Here is a 23,602-nt window from a genome sequence, read left to right as displayed (position 1 = left end):
ATTTTTAAAACCCTCAAAAAAAATGTAGACAAACTCGATTTTCATCGAGTTTGTCTACAGTCTGTGAGGACGCCATAATGATGGCGTCCTCCTTCTAAATTAATCCTCTTCTCTCATTCCTGAATACATAAGCAGAAGACGAACTAGTTCCAGTACGGCAACTAGAGCGGCAGCAACATAAGTCATCGCAGCTGCACTTAATACTTTTTTCGTTTCCCGTTCTTCGTCATTACGGATAACTCCTACAGAAACGAGTTGATCCATTGCCCGAGAGGAAGCATTGAACTCCACTGGCAGAGTGATTACTTGAAATAATACTGCTGCTGCCATAAATACGATACCTGCTATTAGTAAGCCTGGAATTCTGGCTAACACCCCGATTAAAATTAAGATCCAAGATATATTGGAACCGAAGTTAGCGACAGGCACTAAAGCATGACGGAAACGTAAGAATGCATATGCTTCTTTATCTTGAATCGCATGTCCCACTTCATGGGCTGCAACAGCTACACCTGCAACTGAATGGCCGTGATAGTTATCCGTTGATAAACGCACCGTTTTATCCCTTGGATCATAATGGTCCGATAGCATTCCAGGTGTCTCTTCGACCCTGACATTAAACAGTCCATTTTGATCCAAAATGGCCCGTGCCGTCTCAGCACCATTCATACCAGAAGAAGCCTGTACTTTTGAATATTTTTTATACGTGCTTTTCACTTTCATTTGTGCATAAATCGGGATTAAAATGATAATCGCCAAATAAATGAAATACATGGTATCCTCCTATAACTATTATTACTCTTAATTCTATGGAATGAAGGAACCCCTGTCAAATATAGTGTTCTCTTCCCATGTCTTTTTAATCATTATGTCCTTTCCTTGGCTTTTCCCTATCACCTTTATATTTTCTCCAGCCTACATAAGAAAGCGTCATGATAATGATGCTGCCTGTTGATATGATGACCCACCAAAGGGAAGGATCCGCATCATCTTCTCCCATATCATCAAAAATGGAGGTTAGTTCGTTTTGTAACGCATCAAGTTCCTTTTGACTTTCTTCATCTCTGATCACTTCCGGGCGGTATTGGTTGATGTATTGAATTCTCGTGTCCAGTTGCTGCATCGTTTCTTTAGAAAGGTCGACTTTCAAGCTTGGATATATCATTTCATATTGTGAAAGGAATAAGTTCAATTGGCTATTGAATGTAATTGTGTCTTGATTGATTGCGGCATCCTTTGTCTGCTGGAAAGAATTCATCATTTGATCCTCCATCTCTGTCCAAAGGGGCTGATGGGTAGACTTTACCGCATCGACAACAAGCCGGAACTTTGTGACAGAATTAATCTTTTCGGAGTCTCCCTTATTCATATCCTTTATTGTCATCAACGCCTCGTTATGAGCTACAGTGATAATTCGAAGTTCGTCCATGTCAAGTATCTGCTCTTTCGCTGTCTCTTTTAAAAACCGATCAGAAAAAAACGTCAGCATCTTTTCCGAATCTCCATATCGCTTCAACTTGGTCATTTCCAAGGCTCTATCGGAAATGTTATCTAATTGCTCCAAACTTGAAGAGGATTCTGCATAGACAGGGAAATGTAAGACGACAAATAAAACAGCAATGGTTAATATGAATTTTTTCAACATGCTACTCGTCCCTCCTCATATCTCTACTAAAACGATATGAAAGAAAAAACATGAGTAGACCTCGTTCAACATAAAAAAGTTAACCCCGCTTTTACAAAGCTATACGCGGGGTTAACTTTTTAATGGATGAAGGATAGGGTGATCCGCTTTTTTCTATACCCAAAGTACCAGCCGACAAAAATGGAAAGTATGCTGAGCCAGAATGTAAAATAACCAATCGAATTCATATATACCAATAGATCACGGTATATAGGCATCATTTCAAAAACATAATCGATTATGTCATTATGTATGGTCCAAATCCCTGCCACTATCAAATGCCATGGTTTTATTCGATAAAATGGTGCATATAATATCCCTTGAATCGCCATCCCCAAATGAGAAGCCATTAGCATATAGCCTTCCCATGGCAATGATCCTGTTGTCACCAAGGTCAGTAAATTCATAACGACTGCCCATATACCATATTTGAAAAGTGTTATTATCGCCAACGCTTCCATAAGTCCAAAATTTCTTTTTAATAGGAACGCCAATAATACAAATACAAAAAATAGGCTTGCTGTCGGGCTGTCCGGTACAAATGCCAAAAAAATGGCCGGAGTATTTTCCAATTGACTGCCGTACCAATAATATCCAAAAGCGGTTCCAAATATATTTATTACTAATAACAAAACGAGCATTTGCCGATTCGCAAGCCAGCTGTAGATAACATTCATTCTTTAACCCTCTCTTACATTCTTATGTACACTCATTTTACAGGTCATCAACTTGAAAACCAAGCTTCATTTCAAATTATTTTCTTTTACGCTTCAATTTACCAATAAAAAAGCCGACAACCGTAGTCGTCAGCTTTTCATTTGCAGCATATGAAAGAAAATGCTGTTGATGGTTATATTATTTTGCTGATAATCCAGATACAAATTCAGCTAATGTTGCCAATTCCTCATCTGTACCTTTGAACATGCCAGCTGGCATGGCACCCTGTCCTTTGACAGCGATTTTAGAGATTTCTTCTGGCTTTAATCCAGTGTCAATTAAGCTTGGCGCTCCAGCTCCACCAGTTAATTCTGCTCCGTGACAACTAATGCAGCCATTGGAATCCATCAATTTATACCCATCGCTCTCTTTATCAATGTCTGCACCTTCCACAATTGCTCCTTGCTTCTTAGAAGCTTCCCAATCGTGATGGGCTGCGGACTCCCATGTTAAATAGAATACCCCTGCCATTGCCAATAGCATGAAGCCTACAGCAAAAGGACGTTTCGCGGGGCTCCGGTCTGGGCCACGGTCTAAAAAAGGTGCCAAGAGCAATGCCCCGAAAGCCAAACCAGGTATTACCATGGACCCTATTGCATTATAAGGTCCTGAAGCATAAGTATACTTAAGTAATTGGTAAAGGAAAAGGAAATACCAGTCCGGCAGCGGAACATAAGCTGTATCCGTAGGGTCTGCTATCCTTTCCAATGGTGACGGATGTGCGATTGTCAGGCATAGATAACCTACAAGAAATACAGCTCCGACCATCCATTCTTTTAAAAGGAAATTAGGCCAAAATGCTTCAGTTTTCCCAGGATACTCTGAATAATCTTTCGGAATATTCGGTTTACGGTCTGCGGAGATACGCGAGTCACCTACGAATTTCATACCTTTCCCACGATGCATTGAACAATTCCCCTCCTTTATGAAAAGGTTTTTTTGGATCTTGGTTCATAATTCTTTTATAGTGGACCTGAAATACCTTGTTTTCGGATCATTAGGAAATGAGCCGCTAGTAAAGCAAATAATGCTGCAGGCAGGAAGAATACATGAATTGCAAAGAATCGTGTCAATGTCTGTGCTCCAACGATGGTTGGATCTCCTGCTATCAATGTCTTTAGTGCCGGTCCCATTAACGGTACCGATTCGACGATTGTCAAAGTAACTTTCGTTGCGAATAGCGCTTTCATATCCCATGGCAATAAATAACCGGTCAACCCTAATGCCAGCATGATGAAGAAAATCAATACGCCGACCATCCAGTTCAATTCGCGCGGTTTTTTGTATGCTCCCTGGAAGAAGACACGAAGAGTATGTAAAAACATCATAACAATAACTAGACTTGCTCCCCAGTGATGCATACCACGGACAATTTGACCGAAGGCAACTTCATTTTGTAAATAATAAACAGATTCCCAAGCGTTTTTAATGTCCGGGACATAGTACATCGTCAAGAACATGCCCGACAAGATTTGGATGACCGTAATAAAGAAAGTTAACCCGCCAAAACAATATACGAATGCAGAAAAATGATGTGCGGGGTTAACATGTTCAGGAACCTCATGGTCAGCAATATCCCGCCATAATGGCGTAATATCTAAACGCTCGTCCACCCAGTCATATAACTTTGTTAGCAATGTTTACGCCTCCCCATGCGGTTTTAGTTGACCCAAATAAAGAATTCCATCTTTTTCTTTCGTGGCATAGACATCCAATGGTTTAACCGGCGGTGTCCCTTTCACGTTCACTCCATCTTTCGTATACCTGCCATAATGGCAAGGACAGAAAAATTGATTCGGATTAGACTTATCCGTATTCCACGCTACCGTACAGCCTAAATGCTTACAGATTGGAGATAAAGCAACGATAGTACCATCATCCATTTTGTAAACCCAAGCTGTATTTGTTTCTTCAGACTCATACCACCCATCGACCTGCTTAAAAGTAAAGTCGACACGGGTCGGTTCGGTAGTCAGTTCACTAACCTTCTGTTTAGTTGCAATATAATCCCCGCCTTTATCTGCTGATAATACAGGATCAATTGCAAACCTAACCATAGGCATCAACATACCGGCCGCCATAAATCCACCAACGCCAGTAAGTGTGTAATTAAGGAATTGACGTCGTGAAACATTATGCTTGCTCATGCGTTTTCCCCCCCTCTATTACTATACTGAGAGCCCAAAGGACCAATAAATAGCAACACTATAAAACTAGGACATTTCCATGATATCTCAATAATTTACCAAGGTCAATATTTGTAAAACCCAAAAGGTGGCAACTATGTGTCAAATAATGCGAAAAATCCTACTTTTTTTCATTTTTCCAATTATAAGTGAAAACATCAAGGATTTGGAGAACCTGCTGGTTAATCATTTCCCTTGCTTGTTCAGTTTCAAGACTCTCCAGGGGGATGGCAGGAATCCATACTAAATTATTTTCCAATTCCCTCTCTTCCTTTTTCCACTCAAAATCTGAAGTTAGGAAAAAAATATGCTTGAAATCTTTTTCTTTCACTTCCTTGGCCCAACGATTTAACCGCTCTACCTTATCCATTTCATCACTTAAATAATGGAATGTTGGCAATAAAAGAATTCTCCCTTTCATCTGCTTTTCAATTTCCAAGCTTAAAATGGTAAGAAATTCATTCATTGAGCCCGTTTGCTTCATTTGCCCCCCAAAAGATAAGGGAACCAAAGGAATTAAAACAGTATCCACATACTCTTTTGACTTTATATACATGTCAAGATCTTTTGCTGTCCATTTCATGTTTTTTCTTCACTCCCGATTTTTCAAATCAACTCCTTATCATTTTACCATTATTTTTATAACATCTTTACCATATACCCATAGTCTTTACAAAAATGTTGATTTTATCTATCTTTTATAAAAAATAAAAACCTTTCCTGATTACGGAAAGGTCATTTTATTTCATCCAAGTACTTTTAATTGATTCAATTGCTCTGTTAAGTTTTTAAATGCTTGTTCATCATGCTTATCAAGTGCTTCATCGATTTCCTTAAGCAGGCGGTCCCTCTGAAAATACAACATGCTTCTTTCTAAAAATTGTTCAGCTAGCAGCTGATCCTTTTCGTTCGCTGCCGTAGATTTCGGCATGAAGGGATTGCTTTCCAGTACCGCTGCATATTGATAGGAAGAGTAAGATGATTTAAAGTTGAGCTGAATATAAATATCTTCATCCCGATTTAAGCGGATATCGTGAAAAGATTTCTCTGCATCGGTCGTCATGATATTAGACTTATAGAACCTGAAAGGGACCTCATCCACACAATGTGTCGACATTATTAGTCCACGTGGGCAATATTGGGCATTTTCTACAAAATGAACCTTTTTCATTAGTTGATCATGACTCATTAAGTAATTCAATATCCACACGCATTCTCTTCGTTTCAGTTGATAATGATTTAAAAACCACCGAATAAAATCCTTCTTCTCATTCACAGAAACAGGGGCAGCCACCATGAATTCCCTCCTCTGTCTAGATTTAGTTTTATTTCCCTTATCTACATTCCATCTGTACTTTCACCTAGCCGCTCCAAAATCATCACATACTCATCATTCGCTGGGTTTATCTCAAGCAGCTTATTAAATATTTCTCTAGATGTGGCTCTGTCTCCTTCTTCAATTAAAAAGAAACCATAGTCTTCCAGGAAATCTTGATTGTCCTTGAATGAATTATATGCTTTATGATAGCTGGTTAATGACTCTTTAAATTGTTCGGTGTGTTGATAAGATACAGCAGCGATCCATTCAAACTGCGGATCATCCTCTCCATATCTCCTAACTTCACCAATACACTCCAATACATCTTCATACCTTTCATGATGCATATACAATTTCAAGAGGGTGAGTGCAGCTTCCAAATAACCTGGATCTATGGCAAGAGCTTCTTTAAATAGATTTTCCGCCTCTTCTTCAAGTCCGCTTTTCAAGGCTATCTTTCCGCCGAAGAAGTAAAGTTCCTTATTGAATTCATCAGCCTTGATTCCTTCTTTGACCACTTTCAAGGCATTTTCCAAATCTTCAAGATGTTCATAACTCTTTGCCAGATATAAATATAGGGAATGGTATTCATGATCCATTTCTTTCAGTTCTGTAAACTTACGAACGGATGTCTCGTAAAGGCCTGCCTGAAATGCTGTAAATGCATATTCAAATAGGGTATTGATTTCAAGTCCCTCATTTAAGGCCTTTTCAAAGTGCGGAAGGGCCTCCTCGAACTTTCCGGAGCTGCTTAATGCTTCAGCAAGTCTCTGATTGACATTGACTCCTGCGATTTCTTGTTCCTGTTCCAAAACCCTTATGTAATTTGCAATGGCTTCCTGATCCCTTCCTTGATGAAAGTACAGTTCACCTAGCGCAAAATCAATGATGACTTCATCTGGAAGTATTTCCTTGGCCTGAAGCAATTTTCGTTCACTGACCTCATCCATCCCCTGTAATTGATAAAGGTCCGCTTCTAAAAGTAAAGCACTTGGATATACTTCATCATCTACACTCACTTTTTCAAGCATTAGCATCGCTTCATCTTCCTGGTCCATGTCAATCAGGATTTCCGCCAACGAAACAATCAATTCTCCTTCATCAGGATAAAGTTCCAATAGATGTTCAAATAGATCCTTTGCCTCCTCCACAAAACCAAGCTGGAGCATTTCCTCGGCCAGCATCAATATGTCCTCTGCTGACTCTGATGATTTAATTCGATTTATATGTTTAAGAGCTTCAGTTAATTCCCCTTTTTTTAAATGCTGTACAACTTGTTCCACTGTGTTCATTGTTGATTCCTTCCTTTTGCATGATAGACTTGGTTTCTAGTCATACACACTCACGCCATAATGTCATCTTCTCTGCCATAAAGAACCAAATACCCTTGTAATCGTGAGATGCATAGTAAACAGTATTCATTAGTTTACCATACTGTAGCCCTGTATTCCATTGATGAAGTCCCCTCCATTCTCATTAAAAAAAGGTTACTAGTTAATTCTCCATTCTACGGTCAATCTCCTTTTTGATCAGGGACCCCTTTTTCATAATTTTCTTGAATAATAGAGGCATAAAAGCCTGTATGTTAGCGCTTTCAACACTTTCAAGCAAGTAAAAAAAAGTTTACAAACCAAATAAGGTTTGTAAACTTTTTATATATTTACTTTATCAATTGTGTCAAATGCCCAAAAAATTGTGGGTATGATACATCTATGGCATCAGGGTCAGCAAGTTCCACTTCCCCATCCGTTATTAAAGCCGCGACAGCGAGCATCATCCCGATACGATGATCTCCATGACTTGTAACCTTGCCCCCATTGAGGGCTTTACGTCCATTGATAATCAATCCATCTGCTGTCGGAGTTATATCTGCCCCCAGGATGGAAAGCTCATTTGCGACCGTATCAATTCTATTGGTCTCTTTCACTTTAAGTTCTGCTGCATCCTTGATTGTCGTTATCCCTTCAGCCTGTGTTGCAAGAAGTGCAATTACCGGTATTTCATCGATGAGACGGGGAATTAGTTCACCGCTGATGGTGGTTCCTTGTAAGCGGGAGCTTCTGACAGTGATATCTCCTGCAGGTTCACCTTCACTCGTCTTCTTCTCTATCGTAATATCTGCCCCCATCGATTTCATGACTTCGATGATTCCAGTCCTTGTCGAATTAAGGCCCACATTCTTTAATACTACTTCACTATTTTCCGTAATCGCTGCAGCCACCATGAAGAAAGCCGCTGAAGAAATATCACCCGGCACATGGATGGTGGTTCCTTTGAAGACTTGATTTCCGCTTACTTTGATCGTTTGACCGTCCTTTTCGATTTTCCCGCCAAACTCTTGGATCATTCGTTCAGTATGGTCACGGGTCTCCTCTGGTTCGATAATGACCGTTTCCCCTTCAGCCTGTAAGCCTGCCAAGATTATTGCTGATTTGACCTGCGCACTTGCCACAGGCAATTCATAGCGAAACCCTTGTAACTTGCCTCCTCTTATGAAGAGCGGGGTATATTCGGCTCCTTTACGGCCATCAATGACCGCTCCCATCTGACGAAGAGGGTTTACTACCCGTGTCATAGGACGTTTGGCTATCGATTCGTCCCCTGCCAGCACGGCCGAAAAATCCTGCCCTGCCAAGATCCCCATCATTAACCTTATTGTGGTACCAGAATTTCCGACATCCAGCACTTCTTCCGGTTCCTTTAATCCATTAAAACCTTTGCCTTCAATTCTGACGTGCTGGCCTTCTTGTTCAATATGGACTCCAAGCTGCTTAAAACAGGAAATCGTACTTAAACAATCGGCTCCTGGAAGAAAATTAGTGACTGTCGTTTCCCCCTCGGCAAGGGCTCCGAACATTACCGAACGATGGGAGATGGACTTGTCTCCCGGTATGGCAATCGAACCACGTAATGATTGGATGTTCGTTTGTAATTTTTTTGTATTCATACAACCATCCTTCCTTATTATATTATGCCAGGATCGTTTCATAATCTGTATGTCTTGAGATACAATCTGCGGCTTTTATGCGATCTACATCCGTTTGGAAGCTGATGACCAGCACACCATATATCTCTTCCCTTGTTTCTATGATCCTTATGTTTGTAATGCTGATACCTTCTTGTGCCAAATATCCGGTAATCTCAGAAATTATTCCGGCATAATCCGGTATATCGATATATAAATCATAAAACGCTGGTATGGCGCCTTTCGCATCGGTTGGTAAATCATCCCTGAAAATCTTGGCATCAGTAAAGAATCGAAGGATTTCTTCACTATCTTCATTTGCTACCAACCCTTTTATATGCTCCATTTCATTCAGCCAATCATTCATTAATTCAAGTAATACATCGCGGTTATGTAACAAAATGTCACGCCACATTTCCGGACTGCTTGAAGCAATTCTTGTAATATCCCGAAAGCCACCAGCTGCAAGCCTTGAAATCAACTTATTTTCCTTACTATAATTTTCTGCCTGCTTGACCAGCCCTGATGCGACAATATGCGGAAAATGACTGATGACTCCAGTCAGCTTATCATGTGTAGCAGGGGTGACAACCAAAAAGTTCGCTCTTGTCCCTTGTAACCACTCTTTCAATTGCTCAACTTTTTCTTCGTCAATTGAATCTCCAGGAGTTAGCAAATAAAACGCATGTTCAAATAAATGCAGTTTGGCTGCCCCGGCGCCGCTTTTATGTGAACCAGCCATAGGGTGCCCCCCAATGAAGGCCACCCCTTTATCTATCAATGGTTTTGCTGCCTTAACCACTGTATCCTTCGTACTTCCTGCATCCGATATGATGACATTGCTTTTTAAATCCATATTAGCTAATTGAGCTAAAATCTTGACGGTTTCATTGACAGGCACAGCAAGTAGAATCAAATCAGCTTCACATGCTCCCGCTTCTAGAGATGATACAGAATCATCAATGATCCCCAATAGCATCGATAGTTGAATATTCTTTTCACTTAGGTCCGTACCAACAATCACGGCTTCAGGATGTGCATGGCGTATGGCCATGGCCAATGATCCGCCAATTAGACCTAGACCTATTACAAAAACCTTTCCCTTCACTCTTCTCTCCCCCGCATCTTTTATGCTCCTCTAGGTTTGATAAAAACGTTAAAGCAGCGAATCAGAAGGTGCCTCAACTTCATTCAAGAAAGTTTTAATAGCGTTAATCATTCCTTCATTTTCTTCAGTAGATCCAATCGTTACCCTTAGGCTGTTAGGAAAGCCGAAGGATTTCCCCGATCTTGCAATGTATCCGCGCTCAAGCAAATATTGAAACACCACATCGGCATCCTGTTTAAAATGGATAAAGATAAAATTACCTTGTGACGGGTAATAAGCTAAATTTTCCATATTGCAAAATTCATAGTACCGCTTGAGCCCTTTTTGATTTTCTTCCTTGCATTTTTCAATGAAAGCTTGATCTTCCAAAGCGACGATAGCAATATTCTGTGCGAATGTGTTGACATTGAATGGTTCCCGGGATGGATCTAGTTTCTGAATAATATCCTCATCTGCCAAACCGTACCCTACCCTAAAACTTGCAAGCCCATAAATTTTTGAAAATGTACGAAGTATGATCAAGTTTTTAAATTTATTAATCCATTGATTCGTTCTCGGGTAATCCTCAGCCGTTGCATACTCACAATAAGCTTCATCCAGAACGATAAGAACATCTTCCGGCACTTTTTCGATGAACGATAATAAGTCCTGTTCCGAAATGTATTTACCAGTAGGATTATTGGGTGTACAAATCCAGACAACAGCCGTTTTTTCATCTATAACTTTTAGCATTCCTTCTAGATCATGAGCTCCGTCTATATGAGGAACTTCCCTTATTTCCGCACCTTCTAGCGTGGCATTATGGCGATACTGCGAAAATGTGCCTGTTGCCATGACCGTATTCTTTCCAGCTCCCAATAGGCTTCTGGAAATGATTTGAATGTTCTCATCAGATCCATTCCCAAAAATAAGCTGAGTTTCTTTCACACCTGTATGTTTTGCAACAGCTTCCCTAAGCATCGTTGCATATCCATCCGGATAGATGGCAAAAGAATGGGTTGAATTCCTAACGGATTCCTTGACCTTTTCAGAACAGCCAAAAGGATTTTCATTTGAAGCCAATTTCGTTATTTTTTCCAGCCCGTATAATTTTTTCACTTCATCAGTGGATTTTCCCGGTTGATAAGACTTCAAGGATAGGACCGCTTCATTCCATTTCATGTCAATCACCTCTATATTTTTTCACTTAATGTAAGAAAGTGTTAGAATCGTATTCATATTCATATATTAAAATCATCTTATATCTATCTTTTTTGTTTTAAATCTGGTCGTAATACGGTAGCCCCTGCCTGGTATACATGCTGTATTTCTTTTTGAGATTTCGCCGTATTTACATGGATCATAACCCGGATGCAAAATGGCAAGGAATTGCTCACCGGTATTTCTTTCATGCATGTGACCGGTACATAGGTCCAGCCTTCGAATTTCCTCAAGGCTTTGGCAGGGAAGACAGAACGAATCTCATCCGTAGCAGAAAAAAATACAGAAGCCACCATATCGGGGTCAATCTCGTTGACCTGAATGATTTCTGCCATCAACTTTTCGACAGCGGCAATCACTTCCATTTCTGAGTCTTTTTCTACTGTTGTGGCACCCCTTATTCCTCTTATCACACATAGTTCCCCCTTATCCTGAACCCTATATCATATCAACCATTTCCTCTATCAGCTCAGAGTCGGCTATATCCATTAATAGTGGTGATCCCACTTGCTTTAGCAAGACAAAGGTAGCTGCATCATTGACTGACTTTTTGTCTGTTTTCATTAAATTAAGTAAAATTGCACTTTCCAGTCGGGTTGGAATGGTAACTTGATAACCTAAAGAAGATACCCAATTAATAAACTCATCTAGTTTAAAATCGAGATCCTCTTTCTTTTTGCTTAATTTAAGAGCATATACCATTCCGATTAAAATGGATTCCCCATGCGTAAAGTTTCCATATCCCATTGAACCTTCCACTGCATGTCCAAGCGTATGACCAAAATTCAAAAAGGCACGAATGCCGTTTTCCTTCTCATCCTCTTCGACAATTTTAGCTTTAATGCCAATCCCTTTTGTAATCATTGTTAGGAATTGCTCATCCGTTATATCATTCAAATCCATAATATTCGACTTTAACCATAGATAAAACTCATTATCGGCTATCAAGGAATGTTTAATGACTTCAGCAAAACCTGACCTTAATTCTTTAAGAGGCAGGGTTTTTAAAAATTCAAGATCATATATGACCGCTTCAGGTTGATGAAAGGCACCAATCATATTTTTTCCTAGTGGGTGATTGATGGCAACCTTGCCGCCCACCGCACTATCGTGAGCGAGCAAAGTCGTCGGAACCTGTATAAATGGAATCCCTCTCATAAAAGTAGCCGCAACAAATCCAGCCAAGTCGCCGACTGCACCACCACCAAGGGCGATAATCAGCGACTTTCGATTAATCTGTTGTGATAAGCAGTAACTTTGGCATTCATAAAACACATCGAATGTTTTAGCATGCTCCCCCTCTGGCACTACATGATGCAGGACCGGTTTCCCCGTCTTGATCAGGGTGTTTTTCACGGTTTGCAAATGCAATTCCGCCACTTTCTCATCAGTTATGATCAGAATCTTGTTTAAATGATTTAATTCCTGTGTTATTAATTCGGGTAATTCATTTATCGCCTTCTTGCCAATTAAAACCGGATATTGCTTGGAAGCCGTTTTTATTTGGATGGATTCCATGATTTAAAACCCCTTTACTTCTTTCCGATATGATCTAATGTATTCTGCTAATTGCTCATAACGATCTGAAGGGAATTGCTCAACGATCGCAGCCGCCAGTTCCCATGCCACTACTGCCTCAGCAACCACTGCTGCGGCAGGAACTGCACAACTATCAGAACGTTCGACACTTGCTTCGAACACTTCCTTCGTATCAATATCAACACTTTTCAAAGGTTTATATAAAGTAGGGATCGGCTTCATTACACCGCGCACAACTATCGGCATTCCAGTAGTCATACCGCCTTCAAAACCGCCAAGGCGATTGGTTTTCCGGTAATAACCCTGTTCTTCATCCCATGCGATCTCATCATGGACATCACTGCCAAATCGATGGGCCGCTTCAAACCCAAGACCAATTTCTACCCCTTTAAATGCATTGATGCTCATTATCGCAGCGGCAAGTTTTGCATCAAGCTTACGGTCATAATGCACATAACTTCCTACACCCACCGGCATTCCTTCTACAATGACTTCAACGATGCCGCCGATGGAATCCCCTTTTTGTTTCGCCTCATCAATTGCGTCCTTCATCTGCTGCTCTACGTTTTTATCAAAACATCTAACAGATGATTCTTCTGTCACCTGCTGCAATTGCTGAATCGTTTCGTACTTTAGCGGTTCTGCCTTCACTCCACCAATTTCCAAAACATGTGATGCCACTTCTATCCCCAATAAAGACAAAAGCTTTTTAGCGACAGCCCCTGCTGCTACCCTTACGGTCGTTTCACGGGCTGAAGACCGTTCCAAAACATTTCTTAAATCGCGGTGCCCGTACTTAATCCCACCGTTCAAATCAGCATGACCAGGGCGAGGCCGGGTGATTTTACGTTTGATTTCTTCAGCTTCTTCCTCTGAAAGCCCTTCACTTCCCATGATCTTCGTCCAATGCTTCCAGTCGTCGTTCTCAACCACTAAAGCCACCGGTGATCCTAGTGTGTAGCCGTGTCTGATTCCCGAAGATATAAAAGCTTGATCTTTCTCGATCTGCATCCTTCGTCCACGCCCATGCCCTTTTTGCCGGCGTCCTAATTCTTGATTTATATCCTCAGTCGTAATCGGCATTCCTGCCGGTAATCCCTCAATAATAGTAGTAAGTTGCGGACCATGCGATTCTCCCGCTGTTAAATATCTCATCTTCCAGCCCCCTTTTAGCACTTTAAAGTGTATATGTATCAATATACCACAATTTTATGAGTTGTGGGTATATGTAAAACGTAAAAACTATATTGTTTGAATTTTATCACTTTTCATTCTATTTTACATGTTCACCAACATTTTCGATATAGTTTAATCTTTCCGATTCATGGGTCCTACGTTTGCCTGATTCCATGGCAAACGAAAAGGGACTGAATGCGCATGCAGGTTCAGCCCCTTTTAACAAGTATTTACTTTTTCTTATAAAAAAATGTGTCGACCGTTTCAAATTGATATTTTCCAGGAGTGAATATTTGCTCAGTACTTCCTACAAAGAATATCCCGCCGCTTTTTAGAGACGCACTGAATTTTTCATATAATAAACTTTTGGCTTCTTCAGTGAAATAAATTAAAACATTGCGGCAAACGACTAAATCGAACTCCTGATCGCACCGATCCGCAAGAAGATTTTGCTTTTCAAATGTCACTCTCTTCTTGATTTCATCATTGACACGATAAAAACTCCCTTCTTTTTCAAAGTATTTCCTTTTTATTTCTTCCGGCACTTCAGTTAAGGACCGTTCAGGATAAATCCCCAATACCGCACGCGCCAATACATTTTCATCCAAATCCGTCGCCAAAATCTCTATCTGGCTAAGTGGAACGAGATTCGATAATATCATTGCAATGGTATATGGTTCCTCACCCGTTGAACAGGCCGCACTCCAAATTTTCAACTTTTTTTTGCTTCCTAATAGCCCGGGAAGGATTTTCCGCTCTAGCACTTCCCATCTTTTCGGATTTCTATAAAATTCGGAAACATTGATTGTCATTCTATCCAAAAACTCATTTAAAACTCCGGGACAGGTTTGAATGTCTTTATAGTATTCACGAAATGAATGATAACCTCTTTTTTCATATAGAGATGTTAGTCGCCTTTTCATTTGCCCTTCCTTATATGATGCCAAATCAATGCCTGTCAACATTTTGATATTACGAATGAACTCTTCATATTCTTGAGGCATTCCTACGACTCCCCTGTACATAATTATTTTAAGTGGTTCTTCTCTTTATATATCGGAGAGTGCCATATTTTCTTTAAACTGAAAATATTCCCTTACGATTGCAGCCCTAAAATAAAGGCTGTTTTCACATACTTTGTAGCTATTTACCAGGTAGTGAGCTGTGGTTGATTTCCCCTCCAGATGCTCGCTTTCCGCGGGGCGGGCGGTGAGCCTCCTCGGCGTAAACTCCTGTGGGGTCTCACCTGTCCCGCTGCTCCCGCAGGAGTCTCGCACTTCCGCTCCAATCAACCTTAAATAGTTTCGTTTTAAAAACAACAATCTTTACGAAAAGAGCCAAAATAAAAAAGCAATTCAAAAAAAGCGGATTCCATCGCATAATGTCGATGGAACCCGCTTTTTATATAATGATCTTATTAATTAATAAACCCACTCGTTAACAAGTTTTGAATACTCAACAAGCTCTTCTTCTTTGAAGAATAAACCAATTTCACGTACAGCACTTTCAGCTGAATCAGATCCGTGAATGATGTTCTTGCCAACAGTTACGGCAAAATCACCACGAATTGTTGCTGCTGCTGCATCTTTAGGGTTAGTAGCACCCATCATTTGACGTGCAGTAGCGATTACATTTTCACCTTCCCAAACCATTGCGAAGACAGGACCTGAAGTAATGAAGTCCACTAATTCGCCAAAGAAAGGACGTTCTTTGTGCTCGCCGTAATGTTGCTCAGCCAATTCCTGGGAAATGACCATTAATTTTGCTCCTGCAAGAAGGAAGCCTTTCTTTTCAAAACGGGAAACGATTTCACCGATTAAATTGCGTTGAACGCCGTCAGGCTTTACCATTAAAAATGTTCTTTCCATGAATGTCACTCCTAATATGTATCATTGTTATTTGCCTTTATAAGGCAATCCTTTTAGAATATTACCATTGTTTGATGAGTTTCGCAACTCCTAGTATCAAAACTTTCTTTTTCCGATATTTTTTGCGATATCGGATAAAGTTTTTCTGGCTTTAATAGCAGGAAGACCTTTCAACTCAGTAAAAGCCTTTTCTAAATACATATCACTGATTCTCGCTGCCTGTTCAATGGCCCCGGAAGATTTTATCACATTGATTATATGCGACATTTCGTCTTTTGGCGTATCTTCCCGAACTGTTTCGATAAGTTTTTTCAACTTTAGATCTTCCATTGCAATCAAAACGGGTAAAGTGATATTCCCTTGAATCAAATCACTTCCGGCTGGTTTCCCAAGCTCTTCTTCCGAAGCCGTAAAATCCAATATATCATCTGTGATTTGATAAGACATACCGACATAATATCCGAATTTAAATAGCTTTTGGTGAACTTTCTCTTCAACCCCCGCTGAAATTGCTCCCAACTGGCAGCTGGATGCAATCAGTAATGCCGTTTTTCGTTTGATCCTTCTAAGGTATATCCGCCAATTCTGTTCGAAATTGTATTTATCTTTTATTTGTTCAATTTCCCCAAGACATAGTTCAACCATAGTATCAGCGAGAATTTGATGCGCAAGAGGAGACTCGATCACCGCCATCATTTCCAGTGCACGAGCAAAAATGAAGTCGCCTGTATACATGGCGACACGATTATCCCATTTTGATTTAATGGTCGCAGATCCCCTGCGTAAATCCGCATCATCCACAACATCATCATGTACAAGGGAAGCCGTATGAATCAGTTCCAATGTCGCTGCAACATGCTTTACGACATGGATATCATAACTGCCAAACTTCGCACCCAATAGGACGAATACCGGACGGATCCGCTTTCCACCGGATTGCAGTAAATGCAGGGAAGCTTCCCTTAAAACAGTGGAATCCGCTTCAATTGCGGCCTCTAGTTCTTTTTCTATTAATTGCAAATCTGCATTCAAAAATGAATACATCATTTTAAATTTCATACATTCCACCCAGCTTTGTCCATTGCTATTATGCTTATTTTGAAGGCTTGTACCCGAAATGTGTTGCTGCAACACCGCCGAAATGTGCCTTGTAACTGACATTTTCCATTCCAGCCTGCTTGAACATGCTTTCAAGCTTTTTCATGCCTGGGAAATCTCGAGCTGACTCCTGCAACCATGAATATTCGCTATAGCTTTTTGCGAATAATTTGCCGAACATGGGCATGATGAAACGGAAATAAAAATAATAGCCCTGTTTAAAACCAAGCATAGTCGGCTGTGAAGTATCCAGGCAAACGACCATTCCACCCGGCTTGGCTACCCGGTTTAACTCTTTAAGCACTTGCATGTAATCAGGGACATTCCGCAGCCCGAAACCGATCGTGACATAATCAAAGCTATTGTCCTCAAAAGGCAGTTCCATTGCATTCCCATGCCTTAGGGACACTTGATCTAAATTGAGTTCATTCACCTTTTGTTCGCCGATTTTCAGCATGTTCTTACTAAAATCCAAACCAACAACCTTTCCTTCTGGTCCTACTTCGTTAGCAAGGGCAATGGTCCAGTCCGCTGTTCCACAGCATACATCAAGTGCATGGGCGCCTTTTGGGACATTCATGATGGCCATTGTAGCCTTCCGCCATTTAAGATGCTGTTTAAAGCTGATGAGGGAATTCATCTTGTCATAGTTTCCATAGATCTTTTCAAAGACATGATGAACTTTTTGCTCTTTAGACTGCTCCATGACTCACCCTTCTTTCACATATGAATTTGCTATACTCTCTGTTTGCTCCAAGATGACATTCATTCTTTCCTGAAGTTCATCACCCAATTTAGACAGCTTCCGCATCGAGCACTGTACGGATTGCCTGGCATCCCTTAGGCACTTGTCGAATTGGGTCCGTACCCGTTCTTCTTTTTCTGATATCAGCATGGTTCCACTAATCGAGTCATCAAAAGGCATTTCCCTTAGGACATCAAAAACTATCGATTGACCCGACTTCAGATAACTCCTCTTCTCGGCAAGCAACCGATTCAAAAGCAGCAGATCTTCCGATATGTCTATCCAGTCAGGCTGATTATAGTAATCCGCCAGTTTATGAATCAGCGAAGCCTCGATCGCTTTTATCGTCTTTAAAAGCGTTGGCACATCATTAATGGACCCTTGTTGATAAAGGATGATTTTATTATCATTTATTTTTTTTATCGCGCTTGAAAGGATACGGATCATATCAACATTACCTACACTGGCAAGCCCTTGATAGTATAAGCCACTATAGTAATCGCCAGCAAGCACTTGTAGTTGGCGATTTTTCAAAACCTCAGGCAACTCGACTCCTTCACCAGAATTCGATACGATTTCATGGGTATCCAGAGCTATTTGCACTAACATTGTTGAAATGATGTATTGATTCCGTTTTTCGCTTAAAACGTCCAAATCGCTAAACAATCCCCAAAGCAATAACAGTTTATCTTCATCTAAGCTTGGCTTTTGTATATACTTCAATAAATATGGATGTTGAGCTTTCGTTTCTATTAATCGTTTTAATTGCCTTATGTCGTCCGTTATGTTTAACAATTGAGATCACCCTTGCATCCCCGAAAGATAATTTTTTTCATACATATTGGTTTCTGTCCGTGTAAAATACACATTATTATACCATAAAAACAACCAGATGAAATGGACAACGTTTATAAAAAGAAACTTCCAAAACTAAGGAAACCATCGTCTTTTGTTCTTCAAAAAAATGGATGCGGGAAATTTACAGCTTGTTAAACGCGATATCAGATGATTGATTTAATATTTAACCCATTAAAGATAAGCTATCATTTGTCAGATGCATTCTTTTTAGAATCACTTTCTATCTCCCCGAATGGAGTATAAACTTTTGCATGTCCCCTGATTTTTATCGCCGAGGTGTGCTCCGTGAATTGTGCGATCATAACCTCTCCTGAGTCAAGTTTTTCAGAGTGATGAAACTTGGTGTCGGTTCCTCTTGTTAACCCGATGACATTCACACTATCCTCAATGGCTTTGATTACGACAAAATCATTCAGAATCTTTTTTTCATTCATTTTCCCTTGCCCCCAAGTCCTTAGTCTTTAATGAATGCCAACACTTCAGCTCTAGTACGGTGATCCTTCGCAAACGTTCCCCTTACAGCAGAAGTCACTGTTTTAGATCCCGGCTTTTTTACACCTCGCATGGTCATGCACATATGTTCAGCTTCCACTACAACCATTACACCATGAGGCTCAAGCTTTTCCATGATCGAGTCAGCCACTGTTGAAGTTATGCGCTCTTGAAGTTGTGGACGCTTCGATACAGCCTCAACCGCCCTTGCCAATTTACTTAAACCGGTTACTCTACCGTTTTTCGGTATATATGCTACATGGGCTTTTCCGTAAAAAGGGACTAAATGATGTTCACAGACAGAGTAAAATGGAATATCCTTTACAAGTACGAGTTCTTCATGGTCTTCTCCAAAAACTGTTTCGAAATATTCCTTTGGATCCTGATTAAGTCCAGAAAAAATTTCTTCATACATTCTGGCTACACGGCCAGGAGTATCAAGCAGTCCTTCCCTCGTAGGGTCTTCCCCTACAGCCTCAAGAAGCATTTTAACCGCTTCTTCTATTTTGGCATGATTAACATTAGCCATTTATAGTACCTCCTAAAAATTCATTAATATTATGTATTCAGAAATTCAAGGCATTACACCCTGATATCCATATTTCCTATAATTAAAGCGGCCCATTACCTCCAGCAATGACAAGCCCAAGAAACGCAGCTTCGCCGGAAACGGTTTTTTCTTACTGATTATTTACTGATGACAAATTCACCATTTACAGCGTTTCTAAAATATTCACTGTCTTTTATATTATCACAGATAGAAATTAAGAAGCAAAAAAAGGACCGCGTTTTCACGCGGCCCTTTTCGGTTAAGCACCCGTATGTAATGGTAGAATTACTTCACTGCATCTTTCAGTGCTTTACCAGGTTTGAAAGCTGGCACTTTGCTAGCTGCAATTTCGATTTCGTCACCAGTTTGTGGGTTACGACCTTTACGAGCCGCACGTTCACGAACTTCAAAGTTACCAAAACCAATCAATTGGACTTTATCACCGTTTTTTAGCGCTTCTAAGATTGTATCAAAAACAGCATCAACAGCTTTTGTAGCGTCTTTCTTAGAAATTTCAGTTGCTGTCACAACTTCATTAATTAATTCTGTTTTGTTCATGCCATTCACCTCCTCCCAAAAGGATTCTTTATAAAAAATCATTATTACAACACTATAATAGTGATTTGATATTAGTTTCGGTTTACAAATTTTCATTCCCTGGAAATCAAGGATTACCTAGCCGAATTAATTTCCAAATAATGCATCCATAAATTTAAAAATAGGTTGAAATCGCTGTTATAACGCGTTTTCTGTATGTAGATTATCACAAATCCTATTAGCTTAGCAAGGGAATTCAAAAAATAATGGGAATCTTTTCATAAATAATTGTATATATTATAAATTTTGTCTTTCGCTATTCATCATTTCCCTTTTTTATAGAAATTAAACTTATTATATTACTGAAAATCGCTTAACCACAGGGTTTTTTCAAGATTATACTAAAAAACAATAGTTTTTTTCAACTATAAGCCTCCGCAAGTGATATTTTATTTGTGACCCTTCCGTCCATAGCATGCAAAAAGACCAATCCATTAATGGAGTTGGTCCAGCTTTAAAACGTTTTTTATAAGATGATGGCAATCAATCCCCCACTGCCCTCATTAATAATCCTCTCCAGTGTCTCTTTCAATTTATAGCGTGCATTGTCTGGCATCATCGCTAATTTCACCTGTATGCCTTCCCTTACATAGGAACTTAGGCTTCTGCCAAAAATATCAGAGTTCCATATGGAAAGTGGATTGTCTTCGAAATCCTGCATCAGATAACGGACCAATTCTTCACTTTGCTTTTCCGTTCCGATGATTGGCGAGAATTCGGATTCGACATCGACCTTGATCATGTGGATGGAAGGAGCTACAGCTTTTAGCCTGACACCGAACCTGGCTCCCTGACGGATGATTTCCGGTTCATCAAGACTCATATCGTTAAGGGAAGGGGCTGCGACACCATATCCAGTTTGTTTGACCATTCTCAATGCATCGGCCACCTGATCATATTCTGCTTTCGCATACGCAAAGTCCTGCATCAAAGATAACAGATGATCCTTGCCCCGAATCTCCACACCGACAATTTCCTTCAGAATATCATCATAGAGTTCATCTGGGGCGTATAGGTCGATTTCTGCAACACCCTGCCCCATCTCAATGCCTGCAAGCGCGGCACGGTCAATGAACTCGAATTCATTGAAATGACCGACTACACGATCTACATCCCTCAGGCGTTTAATGTCCTTAACTGTCTCTTTAACCGCTTCCTGGTAACTTTCCCTTAACCAATGATCCTCTCGCAGAACCATTACCCAACTCGGGAGATTAACATTGACTTCGAGAACAGGGAATTCGTACAGGGCCTCACGAAGTACGCTGTAAACATCCGATTCCCGCATTCCTTCGACACTCATGGCCAATACAGGGATATCATACTTTTCCTGCAAGGATTCCTTCAGTGCGACCGTATTTGGGTGGTGAGGCTGAACGGAATTGACAATCATGATAAATGGCTTGCCAACCTCCTTCAATTCTTCAACAACCCTTTCCTCGGCATCTAAATAATCACTTCGCGGAATTTCTCCTATTGATCCATCCGTCGTGACGACTACGCCTAATGTGGAATGATCCTGTATTACTTTGCGAGTACCGATCTCAGCCGCTTCATTGAACGGAATCGGCTCTTCATACCAAGGCGTATGAATCATGCGGGGACCATTTTCATCTTCATACCCTTTAGCCCCAGGTATTGTATAACCGACACAATCGACTAAACGGATGTTCACGTCGAGACCTTCAGCTACCTGAATCGATGCTGCCTGATTCGGTACGAATTTTGGTTCTGTAGTCATGATCGTCTTTCCAGCAGCACTTTGAGGCAATTCATCCTGTGCCCTGGCACGGTCCGCCTCTGACGGGATATTCGGAATAACGACTAACTCCATGAATTTTTTAATAAATGTGGATTTCCCAGTCCTGACGGCACCGACAACCCCCAAATATATATCGCCACCGGTCCGCTCAGCTATATCTTTAAAAATATCTACCTTTTCCAAGGTATCCCCTCCCGAATTAGAGTTTTGGGATTTCGTTTATCCATTTGATTTTATTTAGGACACTATATATCTATGATGTTGTCCTAAAAATTTATTCCAATTATTTCCCTGGTTCAATCCCTTCCTCCACCAGAAATTTTATATAAGGGTTGTTATTTAAAATGTAGGATGAAATAAAGATAAAGAAATAACCCTTCCCCTACAATATATTTTGCAGAAGAAGGGTTATGCCTATTTTGTAAGAAATATTGGATTATTTGTTTTTTCATCAATTGTATATGGCAATGAATAGGCAGGGACGAACTCCGAACTCTGCACTAGCAAGTCCCGGATATCATCACCTGGCTTGATTTCCCCATCATGCTTCTTCAATGCCTCAAGTAAATCCGGGGTATAATCAACAAAAATATCACCTTGACCATCAACTACAAGGTATAAGTCTTTTTGTGAAAATGGACTCGTGACCGTAGGAGCTTCCTTCAGGCCCATTTTTTCATAATCAAGTGTAAAGACATTATCGGATAACCTTTCCCTAAATGGCGGATATCCGTTGCTTTGCTGATAAGCAGTCAATCTCAAGGAAACATCCTGAATCTTCTGTGCCATCCTGACATCCAACAGCTTTACAGTCGGATCTTTTTCAGCATTAACGAGGATGTATTGAAAGACGCCCCCTGATTCAAAGGCATTGTCCGGCGGTTCAGCCAGATACCTCGGTGAGATCTTAGAAAACTTTATAACATATTTTTGATAAATCGGTGTTTCTGCATCTTTTGTAACAATGGGCAGTATGCCGCCTTCATCTTTCTGAAATTGATCGACTGCACTTTGTACGGATTGTATCTGCTCTTTATAAGGCAGTTGGTTTTGCATTTTTTGCTTCTCTGGATATAAACAGCCAGATAATGATACGGCAATGCATAATAAACATAATATTTTGAAAAAATTTTTCATCATTTCTCCTCACCTATTAAGTGGTTGGCCCGCTAAGAACAACGATAAGGATGATCAAGCCGGCTAGAATCATAAGTATGTATGCGATAATTGCTGTCAAGCCTCTCCAAAAACCTTTTAATTTATAACGGCTTATGTAGATTAGAAATATAGAGATAACCATAAAGCCCATAGCTATAAAGGATATCCACATTTTTTGCAGAGCAGGTGTCATATCTTCATCACTCCTTTTTCCAGAAATTATTATAACATACCAAATTACGTTAAAGGAATTAAATCATTGTCAAAACTGTGTAATTCTCAATTTACATGACTCATTTTCGCGCAAAAAATTTTTAGGTACAGATATATAACAAAAAATATGTATAGTAATTTCCATACCTCCTCCCTCCAATCAAAAAAACAGCCTTAGGGCTGTTTCAGACTGTAGACAAACTCGATGAAAATTGAGTTTGTCTATTTTTTATGAGTTGTACAATTTGGCCGTTGATTGGAACGTAAGGCACTCGCTTTCCGCGGGCGGTTGGGGAGCCTCCTCGGCTTTCGCCTGCGGGGTCTCCCCTAGACGCGCTTTTCCCGCAGGAGTCTCGAACACCCGCTCC

Annotated in this window: 26 protein-coding genes and 1 pseudogene; all 27 read right to left on the bottom strand. The window is 40.3% G+C overall.

Translation table 11 applies throughout. The annotated features are described in order from the left end of the window. Window positions 1-99: 99 nt before the first annotated feature. Complete coding sequence (locus ACFX4X_RS13575; protein ID WP_061463861.1) at window positions 100-774, bottom strand: zinc metallopeptidase; 675 nt, start codon at window positions 772-774, stop codon at window positions 100-102. An 85-nt stretch (window positions 775-859) separates the two neighbouring features. After that, on the bottom strand, window positions 860-1,645 hold the full coding sequence (ypjB, locus tag ACFX4X_RS13570) for a sporulation protein YpjB (protein WP_284470321.1): 786 nt from the start codon (window positions 1,643-1,645) through the stop codon (window positions 860-862). Window positions 1,646-1,764: 119 nt separating this feature from the next. After that, complete coding sequence (lhaT, locus tag ACFX4X_RS13565) at window positions 1,765-2,361, bottom strand: lipoprotein heptaprenylglyceryl N-acetyltransferase LhaT (protein WP_061463863.1); 597 nt, start codon at window positions 2,359-2,361, stop codon at window positions 1,765-1,767. A 178-nt stretch (window positions 2,362-2,539) separates the two neighbouring features. Next, window positions 2,540-3,307, bottom strand: a complete 768-nt coding sequence (locus ACFX4X_RS13560; protein ID WP_061463864.1) for a menaquinol-cytochrome c reductase cytochrome b/c subunit — start codon at window positions 3,305-3,307, stop codon at window positions 2,540-2,542. Window positions 3,308-3,363: 56 nt separating this feature from the next. Continuing rightward, window positions 3,364-4,038: a menaquinol-cytochrome c reductase cytochrome b subunit gene (gene qcrB / locus ACFX4X_RS13555; RefSeq protein WP_034307974.1), complete on the bottom strand. Its 675-nt coding sequence runs from the start codon at window positions 4,036-4,038 to the stop codon at window positions 3,364-3,366. Between the two features lie 3 nt (window positions 4,039-4,041). Continuing rightward, window positions 4,042-4,548, bottom strand: coding sequence for a QcrA and Rieske domain-containing protein (locus tag ACFX4X_RS13550; protein WP_061463865.1), 507 nt, complete (start codon window positions 4,546-4,548; stop codon window positions 4,042-4,044). 160 nt (window positions 4,549-4,708) lie between these two features. Further along, window positions 4,709-5,170, bottom strand: a complete 462-nt coding sequence (locus ACFX4X_RS13545) for a YpiF family protein (RefSeq protein WP_377384144.1) — start codon at window positions 5,168-5,170, stop codon at window positions 4,709-4,711. Window positions 5,171-5,332: 162 nt separating this feature from the next. Beyond that, window positions 5,333-5,884, bottom strand: a complete 552-nt coding sequence (locus tag ACFX4X_RS13540; RefSeq protein WP_061463867.1) for a ReoY family proteolytic degradation factor — start codon at window positions 5,882-5,884, stop codon at window positions 5,333-5,335. A 41-nt stretch (window positions 5,885-5,925) separates the two neighbouring features. Next, the gene (locus tag ACFX4X_RS13535; RefSeq protein ID WP_377384140.1) at window positions 5,926-7,197 is read right to left on the bottom strand and encodes a tetratricopeptide repeat protein; all 1,272 of its coding nucleotides are present in this window, start codon (window positions 7,195-7,197) and stop codon (window positions 5,926-5,928) included. A 368-nt stretch (window positions 7,198-7,565) separates the two neighbouring features. Beyond that, a complete protein-coding gene (gene aroA, locus ACFX4X_RS13530) occupies window positions 7,566-8,852 on the bottom strand; it encodes a 3-phosphoshikimate 1-carboxyvinyltransferase (RefSeq protein ID WP_089363158.1) in 1,287 nt (428 codons plus the stop codon). 22 nt (window positions 8,853-8,874) lie between these two features. Beyond that, a complete protein-coding gene (locus ACFX4X_RS13525) occupies window positions 8,875-9,978 on the bottom strand; it encodes a prephenate dehydrogenase (RefSeq protein ID WP_284470317.1) in 1,104 nt (367 codons plus the stop codon). A 48-nt stretch (window positions 9,979-10,026) separates the two neighbouring features. Further along, window positions 10,027-11,139: a histidinol-phosphate transaminase gene (gene hisC / locus ACFX4X_RS13520; protein ID WP_377384136.1), complete on the bottom strand. Its 1,113-nt coding sequence runs from the start codon at window positions 11,137-11,139 to the stop codon at window positions 10,027-10,029. 83 nt (window positions 11,140-11,222) lie between these two features. Then, a complete protein-coding gene (gene aroH, locus ACFX4X_RS13515; RefSeq protein ID WP_061463872.1) occupies window positions 11,223-11,591 on the bottom strand; it encodes a chorismate mutase in 369 nt (122 codons plus the stop codon). A 25-nt stretch (window positions 11,592-11,616) separates the two neighbouring features. Continuing rightward, the gene (gene aroB / locus ACFX4X_RS13510; protein WP_377384132.1) at window positions 11,617-12,696 is read right to left on the bottom strand and encodes a 3-dehydroquinate synthase; all 1,080 of its coding nucleotides are present in this window, start codon (window positions 12,694-12,696) and stop codon (window positions 11,617-11,619) included. Between the two features lie 3 nt (window positions 12,697-12,699). Further along, complete coding sequence (aroC, locus tag ACFX4X_RS13505) at window positions 12,700-13,872, bottom strand: chorismate synthase (RefSeq protein WP_377384129.1); 1,173 nt, start codon at window positions 13,870-13,872, stop codon at window positions 12,700-12,702. A gap of 251 nt (window positions 13,873-14,123) precedes the next feature. Continuing rightward, on the bottom strand, window positions 14,124-14,897 hold the full coding sequence (locus ACFX4X_RS13500) for a CheR family methyltransferase (protein ID WP_377384127.1): 774 nt from the start codon (window positions 14,895-14,897) through the stop codon (window positions 14,124-14,126). Between the two features lie 417 nt (window positions 14,898-15,314). Next, window positions 15,315-15,761, bottom strand: coding sequence for a nucleoside-diphosphate kinase (gene ndk / locus ACFX4X_RS13495; RefSeq protein WP_034308008.1), 447 nt, complete (start codon window positions 15,759-15,761; stop codon window positions 15,315-15,317). 96 nt (window positions 15,762-15,857) lie between these two features. Continuing rightward, entirely contained in the window at window positions 15,858-16,820 is a 963-nt protein-coding gene (gene hepT / locus ACFX4X_RS13490) for a heptaprenyl diphosphate synthase component II (RefSeq protein ID WP_377384124.1), read from the bottom strand. 34 nt (window positions 16,821-16,854) lie between these two features. Further along, the gene (locus tag ACFX4X_RS13485) at window positions 16,855-17,565 is read right to left on the bottom strand and encodes a demethylmenaquinone methyltransferase (RefSeq protein ID WP_061463877.1); all 711 of its coding nucleotides are present in this window, start codon (window positions 17,563-17,565) and stop codon (window positions 16,855-16,857) included. Between the two features lie 3 nt (window positions 17,566-17,568). Further along, window positions 17,569-18,399 carry a heptaprenyl diphosphate synthase component 1 gene (locus ACFX4X_RS13480; protein WP_284470312.1) on the bottom strand — a complete coding sequence of 277 codons (831 nt, stop codon included), beginning with the start codon at window positions 18,397-18,399 and terminating at the stop codon, window positions 17,569-17,571. Window positions 18,400-18,647: 248 nt separating this feature from the next. After that, window positions 18,648-18,896 (bottom strand): trp RNA-binding attenuation protein MtrB, encoded by a 249-nt coding sequence (gene mtrB, locus ACFX4X_RS13475; RefSeq protein ID WP_061463879.1) that lies wholly within the window; start codon window positions 18,894-18,896, stop codon window positions 18,648-18,650. Window positions 18,897-18,916: 20 nt separating this feature from the next. Next, entirely contained in the window at window positions 18,917-19,483 is a 567-nt protein-coding gene (gene folE, locus ACFX4X_RS13470) for a GTP cyclohydrolase I FolE (RefSeq protein ID WP_061463880.1), read from the bottom strand. A gap of 306 nt (window positions 19,484-19,789) precedes the next feature. After that, window positions 19,790-20,062: an HU family DNA-binding protein gene (locus tag ACFX4X_RS13465; protein ID WP_034308023.1), complete on the bottom strand. Its 273-nt coding sequence runs from the start codon at window positions 20,060-20,062 to the stop codon at window positions 19,790-19,792. 505 nt (window positions 20,063-20,567) lie between these two features. After that, on the bottom strand, window positions 20,568-22,046 hold the full coding sequence (spoIVA, locus tag ACFX4X_RS13460) for a stage IV sporulation protein A (RefSeq protein ID WP_061463881.1): 1,479 nt from the start codon (window positions 22,044-22,046) through the stop codon (window positions 20,568-20,570). A gap of 231 nt (window positions 22,047-22,277) precedes the next feature. After that, window positions 22,278-23,003, bottom strand: a complete 726-nt coding sequence (locus ACFX4X_RS13455; protein WP_375166216.1) for a hypothetical protein — start codon at window positions 23,001-23,003, stop codon at window positions 22,278-22,280. Window positions 23,004-23,016: 13 nt separating this feature from the next. Further along, on the bottom strand, window positions 23,017-23,214 hold the full coding sequence (locus ACFX4X_RS13450) for a DUF2768 domain-containing protein (RefSeq protein WP_061463882.1): 198 nt from the start codon (window positions 23,212-23,214) through the stop codon (window positions 23,017-23,019). Between the two features lie 205 nt (window positions 23,215-23,419). Next, a pseudogene (locus ACFX4X_RS13445) lies at window positions 23,420-23,602 on the bottom strand (hypothetical protein); the annotation flags it as partial.

The organism is Peribacillus sp. YIM B13481 (genome assembly GCF_042787985.1).
GTDB lineage: Bacteria > Bacillota > Bacilli > Bacillales > DSM-1321 > Peribacillus > Peribacillus simplex_A.
This window is presented reverse-complemented; position numbering and strand designations above follow the sequence as displayed.

What these genes read in the sequence shown, in the direction of transcription:
- ACFX4X_RS13575 (WP_061463861.1), bottom strand. Translation starts at nt 774, where the DNA reads ATGTATTTCATTTATTTGGCGATTATCATTTTAATCCCGATTTATGCA.
- ypjB (WP_284470321.1), bottom strand. Translation starts at nt 1,645, where the DNA reads ATGTTGAAAAAATTCATATTAACCATTGCTGTTTTATTTGTCGTCTTA.
- lhaT (WP_061463863.1), bottom strand. Translation starts at nt 2,361, where the DNA reads ATGAATGTTATCTACAGCTGGCTTGCGAATCGGCAAATGCTCGTTTTG.
- ACFX4X_RS13560 (WP_061463864.1), bottom strand. Translation starts at nt 3,307, where the DNA reads ATGCATCGTGGGAAAGGTATGAAATTCGTAGGTGACTCGCGTATCTCC.
- ACFX4X_RS13550 (WP_061463865.1), bottom strand. Translation starts at nt 4,548, where the DNA reads ATGAGCAAGCATAATGTTTCACGACGTCAATTCCTTAATTACACACTT.
- ACFX4X_RS13545 (WP_377384144.1), bottom strand. Translation starts at nt 5,170, where the DNA reads ATGAAATGGACAGCAAAAGATCTTGACATGTATATAAAGTCAAAAGAG.
- ACFX4X_RS13540 (WP_061463867.1), bottom strand. Translation starts at nt 5,884, where the DNA reads ATGGTGGCTGCCCCTGTTTCTGTGAATGAGAAGAAGGATTTTATTCGG.
- ACFX4X_RS13535 (WP_377384140.1), bottom strand. Translation starts at nt 7,197, where the DNA reads ATGAACACAGTGGAACAAGTTGTACAGCATTTAAAAAAAGGGGAATTA.
- aroA (WP_089363158.1), bottom strand. Translation starts at nt 8,852, where the DNA reads ATGAATACAAAAAAATTACAAACGAACATCCAATCATTACGTGGTTCG.
- hisC (WP_377384136.1), bottom strand. Translation starts at nt 11,139, where the DNA reads ATGAAATGGAATGAAGCGGTCCTATCCTTGAAGTCTTATCAACCGGGA.
- aroB (WP_377384132.1), bottom strand. Translation starts at nt 12,696, where the DNA reads ATGGAATCCATCCAAATAAAAACGGCTTCCAAGCAATATCCGGTTTTA.
- aroC (WP_377384129.1), bottom strand. Translation starts at nt 13,872, where the DNA reads ATGAGATATTTAACAGCGGGAGAATCGCATGGTCCGCAACTTACTACT.
- ACFX4X_RS13500 (WP_377384127.1), bottom strand. Translation starts at nt 14,897, where the DNA reads ATGCCTCAAGAATATGAAGAGTTCATTCGTAATATCAAAATGTTGACA.
- ndk (WP_034308008.1), bottom strand. Translation starts at nt 15,761, where the DNA reads ATGGAAAGAACATTTTTAATGGTAAAGCCTGACGGCGTTCAACGCAAT.
- hepT (WP_377384124.1), bottom strand. Translation starts at nt 16,820, where the DNA reads ATGAAATTTAAAATGATGTATTCATTTTTGAATGCAGATTTGCAATTA.
- ACFX4X_RS13485 (WP_061463877.1), bottom strand. Translation starts at nt 17,565, where the DNA reads ATGGAGCAGTCTAAAGAGCAAAAAGTTCATCATGTCTTTGAAAAGATC.
- mtrB (WP_061463879.1), bottom strand. Translation starts at nt 18,896, where the DNA reads ATGAATGAAAAAAAGATTCTGAATGATTTTGTCGTAATCAAAGCCATT.
- folE (WP_061463880.1), bottom strand. Translation starts at nt 19,483, where the DNA reads ATGGCTAATGTTAATCATGCCAAAATAGAAGAAGCGGTTAAAATGCTT.
- ACFX4X_RS13465 (WP_034308023.1), bottom strand. Translation starts at nt 20,062, where the DNA reads ATGAACAAAACAGAATTAATTAATGAAGTTGTGACAGCAACTGAAATT.
- ACFX4X_RS13455 (WP_375166216.1), bottom strand. Translation starts at nt 23,003, where the DNA reads ATGATGAAAAATTTTTTCAAAATATTATGTTTATTATGCATTGCCGTA.
- ACFX4X_RS13450 (WP_061463882.1), bottom strand. Translation starts at nt 23,214, where the DNA reads ATGACACCTGCTCTGCAAAAAATGTGGATATCCTTTATAGCTATGGGC.